Raw genomic sequence first — 8,619 nt, 5'->3', positions numbered from 1 at the left:
CTCGGCGGCGCGCGGCGAGCGGCTCGGCGCCGCCGACCGCGAACGACTGGCGCGCGATCCGTTGTTCCAGGCCGCGGCCGAGGTGCGCGAGGGGCGCGCCGACTGCTTCGTTGCGGGTGCGCAACGCACCACCGCGGACGTCTTGCGGGCCGCGATCTGGCTGATCGGCACCGCGCCAGGCGTCAAGACGGTGTCCTCGTTCTTCCTCATGGTGGTGCCGCCAGTTGCCGGACATGCCGAACGCGCGATGCTGTTCGCGGATTGCGGGGTGGTGCCGGATCCCGACGCCACGCAGCTCGCGGAAATCGCGATCGCGACCGCCGACAGTTGCGAGCGCCTGATGCGACAGGTGCCGCACGTCGCCTTTCTGTCGTTCTCGACGCGCGGCAGCGCCGAGCATCCGCGCGTCGAGAAGGTCCGGGCGGCGCTGCGCATCGCGCGGGAACGTCGCCCGGATCGTCACTTCGACGGCGAACTGCAGGCCGACGCGGCGCTCGAACCTTCGGTCGCCAAACGCAAGGCCCCAGACAGCGTGGTGGCGGGGCAGGCAAACGTGCTGATCTTCCCGGACCTCGACTCGGGAAACATCGGGTACAAGCTGGTCCAACGACTCGCCGGAGCGGGCGCGTATGGTCCCATTCTGCAGGGGCTGGCGCGCCAGGCGAACGATCTGTCGCGCGGATGCTCGACCGAAGACGTGGTCGAGGTGTGCACGATCGCGTGCGCCGCAAGCGCGGGCGCGGCGGTCGCGGGAACCCGCTGACACGGAATCATCGATCAGGGAGCGTGCATGCCGACCTACGACTATCTGTGTCCCAAGTGCGGGCACCGATTCGAACTCTTTCACGGCATCAAAGACGAAGCGCCCAAGCGTTGCCCCAAGTGCAAGGCGCGGTCGAAACGGGTTCCTGCGGGCGGCGGGGGGCTGCTGTTCAAGGGCACGGGCTTCTACATCACGGACTATCGGAGCAAGTCCTACAAGGACGCCAAGAAGAAGGACACCGCCTCGGGTGGCTCGGACGGCGGCTCGAAGTCAGGCGACAGCTCGGGAAGTGGCTCGAGCTAGGGCGGTGGCTCGGGCTCCGGTGGCGGCTCAGGCTCGGGCAGTGGCTCGGGATCTGGCGGCGGCTCAGGTTCCGGAGGTGGCTCGAAGTCCGGCGGTGGTTCGAAGTCTGGCGGTGGCTCGGGATCGGGTGGTTCGGCCTGAGCCGGCTGCCGCGCGGAATGCGAACGTGAATCCGTGGGCGAGCGTTGCGCTGATCGCCGCGCATCGTTCCGAGCGGCGGCCGCGCGCGGCGGGTGAGGGAATCCCGGTCGGCGGCGAGCGGGTGCTGGTCACGCCCGATCATCTGGTGCTCGACGAGGAGCGCGCGGGACTGGTCGCGCTCGGCTGCCGATCGCTCGGGCTCTCACGCGCGACGGCGGTGCCGACCTTTGCAGTGCTCGAACGCGAAGGCCCGCGGGGTGGTGAGGAGGCGATGCGGGATCAGCGCGACATCGAGCTGGCGGCCGAACGTCACGGCCTGACTCTGGCACGCCCCGGTGCGGGCGAGACCGGTGGACTGGCACTCGCGCGACTTGCCGCTCCGGCGCGGATGCTCGCGGGGCCGCTCGCTCAGCTGGGACGCTGCGGCGCGCTCGCCACGCTGATCGAGGAGGTCGACGCACTGGACGCCGTCGGTCTGATCGCCGGCACACCGCTTCGCGTGGCCGCGCCGCGTCCGCTTGCAGTGCGATTGCTCGGCAAGCTGTCCGACTGGACCTCGGGCTTCGATCTGGCGGCAGCGCTCATGCGGCATCCGCGGCTTGCGCTCTCTTCGCGCGTGACTCTCGAATGGCGTGGAGCGGACCTGGCGAGCTTGCCGGTGTCCGAGCGTATCGCGGCCGCCGATGCATTCGCGGTGCGGGGCTGGCGGGTCCTGTTCCCTTCCGATGAACGCACGCGTGAGTGGCTGGCGCTCGAGGGGCGTGAGACCGACTGGCGTGCGCTCACTTTCGACGGCGACGGTTCGCTCGACGAGCTGGAGTTCGACGCCGGCGTGCTCGAACCGATGCTGTGGTTGAACCTCGATGCCGCCGCAGTCGAGGCGCGCGGATTCTCGGGCGCGCCGATCGAAGGGGTGTGGGTCGGCCCGCGCGCCACGGTCGAAGATCTGGCTCGACTCGTCACGCGCATGGGCGGACGCCCGCGCGCCGAGTCACTGCGCTTCGTCGTGGTGATGGGCACGCGGCGAGTGCGTGACACCCTGGCCGCGTGCGGACTGCTCGCCGCACTCGAAGCGGCCGGCGCCGAACTGCACGCCTACTCGCCGCACGAGGCGCCGCAGACGCGCGGCGGGCGCTGGCTCATGTGCGCTGGCGAAGGCGGCTGGGGAGCGTGTGGCCCCGACACCATCGCCGCAAGTGCGGTGCTCGGGCGTCTGGCGGACCCGCGCGAACTGGACGCCGCGGAGCTTCCTCCACCACTCGCCGCAGGGTGGCGCGCGTCCGGTCCGCTGGAGCGAAGGCTCGAAGATGCGCGACTGATTCGCGCCGGTGCTGCCAACCCGGCCGCCGAGGTTTCGGTTGCGCCCGCACTGCCGCTCGGACCGCCGCTCGAGGCGGCGCTGCGTGCGGTGTTGATCGCGGACCTCGATCACCTTCCGGAAGAGGGCTGGATTCGCTGGGGGCCTCGTGCACTGGGGGTGCGCCTGCGCCCCGAAGCGCTGGCCCTGCACGTGCTCGCGATCCAGCTCCCGGGGTTCGCCGAGCGGGCGCGGGCAGCGGGAAGCGGCTGCATTCGAGTGCGCGGCGCGATCGGGGAATCCGCCCATTCGCTCGACGAGGCGATCGCGCTGCGTTCGGTCGGGGTGCGCGTCATCCTCGCAACCGGGTACGCTGCGGCGGCGCGACACGCACTGGCGTCACTCGGCATCCTGGCGCTCGAGTGCGCGGGCTCGTGGAGCGTCCCGACACTCGGTCACGAACTCGAGCTGCCCGACCTGCCGCACGCGCTCGAACCGCGCAAGCCGATCGTGTGTCGCGACCTGACGCACGGGCGGCAGTTCACGCTGCGGCATGCACACGACGCACTCGAAATCGACGACTTACGCGCGGGCGGGCGACTCGCCCGCTTCGCGCGCGAAACCGGTGAAGCGCTGGAGCGCACCGGCACCCTCTGACAGGAGAACGAATGCCACACCTCGTGACGCTGATCCCCGGCGACGGCATCGGCCCCGAGTTGGTCGCGGCCGCGTGCCGCGTGCTGACCGAGACCGGGGTGGCGATCGAGTGGGACGTGCAGCAAGCCGGTGCCGACTGCGTCGCCGCCGAAGGCACGCCGTTGCCACCGCGAGTGCTGGAATCGCTGCGCCGCACGCGGGTGGGCTTGAAGGGACCGATCTCGACCCCGATCGGAACCGGATTCCGCTCCGTCAACGTGGCGCTTCGCAAGGAACTCGATCTGTACGTCAATCTGCGACCGGCTCGCACCTACGCCGGCGTTCCGCGCATGGCCCACGACGTGAATCTGGTGATCGTGCGCGAGAACACCGAGGACTTGTACGCCGGACTCGAGTTCGCGAAGGACAGCGAAGGCGTGCGCGAGGTCAGCGCCCTGGTCGCGCGGCTGCTGGGTCGCACGTTTCCGGACGACGCGGGCCTCTCGCTCAAGCCGATCTCGGTCACCGGCAGTCGCCGCATCGCGCGCTTCGCGTTCGAGTACGCGCGCGCGAACGGCCGCCGCAAGGTCACCGCAGCACACAAGGCGAACATCATGAAGGACACCGACGGGCTGTTCCTGAGCGTGACGCGCGAAGTCGCCGCCGGCTACCCCGACATCGAGTTCCAGGATGTGATCGTCGACAACCTGTGCATGCAGCTGGTGCAGCGTCCGCAGCAGTACGACGTATTGCTGCTTCCGAACCTCTACGGCGACATCGTGTCCGACCTGTGTGCAGGACTGGTCGGCGGGTTGGGCGTCGCGCCGGGCGCGAATCTCGGCGACGGCATCGCGATGTTCGAGCCGGTGCACGGCTCGGCGCCCCAGTTCAAGGGCAGCGGTCTCATGAATCCGACCGCGCTGCTGCTGTCGTGCGTGATGATGCTGCAGTACCTGGGTGAGCGCGAAGCGGCGCGGCGGCTCGAGTCCGCGATCACCAAGGTGCTCGCCGAGGGGCGCGTGGTGACGCGCGATCTCAGAGTCGCGGCCGAAGCGGATCGGGCCGCCACCACCGAGCAGATGGCGGACGCGATCATCGATGCGCTCCGAACTGGAGCCCGCCGTGCTCATTGACCTCGCGCGCATCGAAGTATTCGCCGGCAAGGGCGGCGCCGGCTGCATCAGCTTCCGACGCGAGAAGTACGTGCCGAAGGGTGGACCCAACGGAGGTGATGGGGGACGCGGCGGCAGTGTGATCTTCGAGGTGGATGCGCACGTGCGTACGCTGCTCGACGTGCACGAGCGACCCCGCTATCGGGCGCGCGGCGGGCGTGCGGGATCCGGCAACAATCGCACCGGTCGCGACGGCGAGGATCTGGTGCTGCGCCTTCCGCCCGGCACGGTCGTCAAGGATTCGGACTCCGGCGAGGTTCTGATCGACCTGCTGGCGCCGGGGGATCGCTGGGTGGCGGTCAAGGGTGGCCGCGGCGGCCGTGGCAATTCACGCTTCGCGACCGCGACGCATCAGGCGCCGCGACGCGCCGATCCGGGCGAGGCGGGCGAGGAGCGCAAGCTCGAACTCGAACTCAAGCTGATCGCGGACGTCGGGTTGGTGGGACCACCGAACGCCGGCAAGTCCACACTGCTCGCGCGCATCACGCGCGCGCGCCCGAAGATCGCCGACTACCCGTTCACGACCCTCGAACCGCACCTCGGCATCGTCGAGCTCGACCTCGAACGTCGCTTCGTGGCGGCGGATCTGCCGGGTCTGATCGAGGATGCGCATCGGGGACGCGGACTCGGACTCGACTTCCTGCGCCACATCGAGCGCACCCGAGTGCTGCTTCTGATGGCCGACGTCGGCGCGGAGTCGCCAGCATCGGATCTTGCGATGATCGAAAACGAACTGGCGCAGCACAGCAAGACACTGCTCACCAAACCGCGGCTGACCGTGCTGACCAAGGCTGATATCCTGCCGGCCGAAGAACGCGCGGGCGCCGCCGCTCGCGTCGGTGTTCCGGGCGCGCTGCTGATCAGTGCCCAGACCGGTTACGGACTCGAAGAGCTGTTGCAGGCGCTGTGGCTCGCGGTGGCCGCGAGCGATTCGGAGCTTGCGGAGTCCGACGAAACGCGCGACGGCCCCTGGGTTGAGGGTCAGACATGAGCGACGACAAGATCGGAGCGCCGCGTTCCACGGACGTGCTGAACTCGCGGGGACTTTCCGGCAAGCGCGAATACATCCGCGGCCTCGAACAGCGCCGCGACGAGGAAGCACTGTCGCTGCTCGTGGAATGCCTGTGCGACGAGTCGTGGTATCTGCGGGAACTCGCCGAGGAATCGCTGTTGAGGATCGGCGAGAGCTGCTCTCCGGTGCTGTTGCCGCTGCTCGAGCAGGGCCTGTGGTTCACCCGCGCAAGTTCCGCCCGCGTCCTTGGGCGTTTCGCGCGGCGCGAGGCGATCCCAGGTCTGTTGCGCCTTCGCGAGGATTCGAATGCGAGCGTCGCCGATGCGGCGCTCGACGCACTCGTGAGGATCGGCCGACACGGTGGAGCGGCCGCGACGGCTCGCGGACTCCAGGACCTGGGCGACGAGCGCCGACTCGCGGCACTCGAACAGCTCGGGGCCCGGGATCGCGCGTTGCGCGACCGGATCGAGCGGCTCGCCGCCCACGACGAGATCACGCACGCCGCGTCCGGCGCCGACTTGTCGGACGACAGCCCGGCGGTGAAAGCGCTGGAGGAAGGCCTCGAGTGGGAGGTCCTCACCAGCCCGACGCGTCACTCGCCCCCGCGGAAGGCAGGGGAAAGTGAACGATCCGAAAGCGGAGGCGCTTGAAGCGCATCTCTCTCGCGTGCCGCGTGGCGGTGGCGCGCTCGACGGAGCGCCACGCCGCGAACGTGCCGCGCGCCTCGCGGCACTCGGCGCGTGGTCATGGGCGATCGAGGATGCCGGCTATCCCGCGGGCCTGCGAGAGCTGGCCGATCCCCCGGCAGTCGTGTTCGGACGCGGTGTCACGCTGCCACCGCTCGACCGCGCGATCGCGGTGGTCGGAGCACGCGCTGCGACTCCGTACGGGCGGCGTCACGCCGAACGCCTCTCACACGACCTCGCCCGACTGGGGTTCACGATCGTGAGCGGGCTGGCTCGCGGCATCGACCGGGCGGCGCACGAAGGAGCACTCGCCGCCGGCGGCGCGACCGTCGCAGTGCTGCCCTCGGGCCTCGACCACGTGGTGCCGCGCGACCATCGCGAGCTCGCGGAGCGAGTGATCGAACGCGGCACGCTGGTGAGCGAGTACGGTGCGGGCCCGCCGCCCTTCAAGGGCGCGTTCGTGGTTCGCAACCGACTCATCGCCGCGCTCGCGGCCGCGGTGGTGGTGGTCGAAGCCTCGCTCACGAGCGGTGCGTTGCGAACCGCGCAGGTGGCGGCGACGCTCGGGCGGGCGCGCCTTGCGGTGCCGGGCGATCTCGATCGCGAGGTGGCGCGCGGCCCGCACGCGCTGCTGCGCACCGGAGCACTCGTGTGTGAGTCGGCGGCCGACGTGCTCGCGGCGATCGATCGAGCGGATGCCGGGCGGGATCCGACACCGAGTCGCGAGCGGCCGCGTGAACGCGTCGCTGCGGCCGAGGCGCGACCCGCGGTACCGGCGGGTGCGCCGACGATCGCACGCGTGCGCGCGGCCCTCACGTCGACTCCGGCGTGGGTCGAGGGGATCGCGGCCGGCGCGGCAGCTCCACTCGACGAAACGTTCGCGGCGCTGCTCGAGCTCGAGTGGGCGGGACTCGCGGAACGCCTCGCGGGCGGCACGTGGCGCCGCGGCGGCGAGGATGGCATCGCGCGTTCCGAGGCACGATCGAAGGGCGCACGATGAAGCTCTCGCACCGGCTCGAGAGCGTCGCGCTGCACGGTGTCGCGAGCCTGGCCCGTTCGCTCTCGCATTCGCAGGCGCTCGGGCTGGGCGCCCTGCTGGGGAGTACGGTGCAGTCGCTGGGAGTCCGCGCGAAGGTGGCGCGGGCCAATCTCGCGCGAGCATTTCCCGACGCGCCCGCGGCGCGGCGCGCCGCGATCCTGACCGCGCACTATCGAGAGCTCGGTCGGGTCGCGTGCGAGTACCCGCGACTGCCGGAACTGGTGCGGGCGCCATTCGGCGAAGTGATGGCGGCGACGCGCGGGGTCGAACACCTCGATGCCGCGGCGCGTGATGGCCGCGGTGCGATCATCCTGACCGCGCACTATGGAGCGTTCGAGTTCGGAGGCGCATGGATCGGACAGCGGCACCCGACCTCGTTCGTCGTGCAGGGAATCTCCAATCCATCCGTCGATGCGTGGGTCACCGCACTCCGGCACCGAGCTGGAATCGGGACGCTGCGGCTCGGCGAGAGCCGCGGCATCGTGCGTGCGTTGCGCGAGAATCGCTTCGTCGCGATGCTGGCGGACCAGGATGCGCGGCGCGCCGGGGTGTTCGTCCCGTTCTTTGGATCGCCGGCCAGCACGCCGCGGGGACCGGCCGCACTCGCGCTGCGCGCGCGGGTGCCGCTGCTGATGGGCTGGGTCACGCGCCGCGACGACGGTCGACTCGAGCTCGAGATTCTGCCGAAGCTCGAGGTGCCGGATCCCGACGCTCCTGATGCAGTGAGTCGACTCACCGCACTCCACGTCGCGCTGCTCGAGGACAGGGTCCGGGCGGCTCCCGAGCCCTGGTTCTGGCTTCACCGCCGCTGGAAGACCCCACCGCCGCCCCTCGCGGAGGAGAAGTGAGTCACCGCTACGAGTTGCGCGTCCGCTATGGCGATACCGATCAGATGGGCGTCGCGTACTACGGAAACTATCTGCGCTGGTTCGAAATCGGCCGCGCCGAGATGCTGCGCGCGCTCGGTACGACCTATCGCGCGGTCGAGGCCTCGGGCATTCGGTTGCCGGTGCTCGAGGCGCACTGCCGCTATCGGTTGCCCGCGCGCTACGACGATCGACTCGAGATCGAGACCCGCGTCGAATCGATCGGGCGTGCGACGGTCCGCTTCGAGTATCGGATCTTCAACGCTGACGAGCAGCGGGAGCTGGCGAACGGCTGGACCGAGCACTGCTTCCTCGACCTCGCGGGCCGGCCGGTCAAGCCGAGTGCAGAATTGCGTGAGCTGCTCGAGCGGGGCCGGGAAGGGAACCGCTCGAGCTGACGCTCGCGGCTCGATCGTGAGTCCGGATGGAGCCTGTTGCGGGCAGGTCAGGTCAGATCAGGTCAGGTCAGGGCAGTGCAGGGCAGGCAGGGCAGGGGCGAGGGCGCGGTCATGCTGCTGATTTCGCTTGACGACTTTCGGGCGCGACATCGCCGCGACGCACGACTCGCCCGCTGATCTCGCTGCAGCGTTCGCCACGTGCGCGGAGCTGCACGCAACTCGCGCGGCGCTGAATCGTTTTCGCGCGGCTCGCCGCGAGGCGCCGTGCCGGCCTGCAATTGCGCCGCGAATGCGCATGATATGAAG

The 8,619-nt window shown here is 70.2% G+C and carries 8 protein-coding genes and 1 pseudogene; all 9 read left to right on the top strand.

Going from position 1 to position 8,619, the window contains the following annotated elements; translation table 11 throughout:
• Positions 1-763, top strand: a 763-nt coding sequence (locus tag HOP12_12930; protein NOT35049.1) for a phosphate acetyltransferase, incomplete at its 5' end; no start/stop codon positions are given.
• Between the two features lie 27 nt (positions 764-790).
• Positions 791-1,207, top strand: a pseudogene (locus HOP12_12925) (hypothetical protein).
• Between the two features lie 25 nt (positions 1,208-1,232).
• The gene (locus HOP12_12920; GenBank protein ID NOT35048.1) at positions 1,233-3,161 is read left to right on the top strand and encodes a hypothetical protein; all 1,929 of its coding nucleotides are present in this window, start codon (positions 1,233-1,235) and stop codon (positions 3,159-3,161) included.
• Positions 3,162-3,172: 11 nt separating this feature from the next.
• A complete protein-coding gene (locus HOP12_12915) occupies positions 3,173-4,273 on the top strand; it encodes an isocitrate/isopropylmalate dehydrogenase family protein (GenBank protein NOT35047.1) in 1,101 nt (366 codons plus the stop codon).
• Complete coding sequence (gene obgE / locus HOP12_12910) at positions 4,239-5,303, top strand: GTPase ObgE (protein NOT35046.1); 1,065 nt, start codon at positions 4,239-4,241, stop codon at positions 5,301-5,303. The genes HOP12_12915 and obgE overlap by 35 nt, the downstream gene beginning before the upstream one ends.
• Positions 5,300-5,974, top strand: a complete 675-nt coding sequence (locus tag HOP12_12905) for a HEAT repeat domain-containing protein (GenBank protein ID NOT35045.1) — start codon at positions 5,300-5,302, stop codon at positions 5,972-5,974. The genes obgE and HOP12_12905 overlap by 4 nt, the downstream gene beginning before the upstream one ends.
• Complete coding sequence (gene dprA / locus HOP12_12900) at positions 5,946-7,010, top strand: DNA-protecting protein DprA (GenBank protein ID NOT35044.1); 1,065 nt, start codon at positions 5,946-5,948, stop codon at positions 7,008-7,010. The genes HOP12_12905 and dprA overlap by 29 nt, the downstream gene beginning before the upstream one ends.
• Positions 7,007-7,897: a lysophospholipid acyltransferase family protein gene (locus HOP12_12895; GenBank protein NOT35043.1), complete on the top strand. Its 891-nt coding sequence runs from the start codon at positions 7,007-7,009 to the stop codon at positions 7,895-7,897. The genes dprA and HOP12_12895 overlap by 4 nt, the downstream gene beginning before the upstream one ends.
• A 44-nt stretch (positions 7,898-7,941) precedes the next feature.
• Positions 7,942-8,313, top strand: coding sequence for an acyl-CoA thioesterase (locus HOP12_12890; protein NOT35042.1), 372 nt, complete (start codon positions 7,942-7,944; stop codon positions 8,311-8,313).
• The last annotated feature ends 306 nt before the right edge of the window (positions 8,314-8,619 follow it).

Source organism: Candidatus Eisenbacteria bacterium (assembly GCA_013140805.1).
Taxonomy (GTDB): domain Bacteria; phylum Eisenbacteria; class RBG-16-71-46; order RBG-16-71-46; family RBG-16-71-46; genus JABFRW01.
Note: the sequence above shows the minus strand (reverse complement) of the source record. Positions and strands in the feature narration are given on the sequence as shown.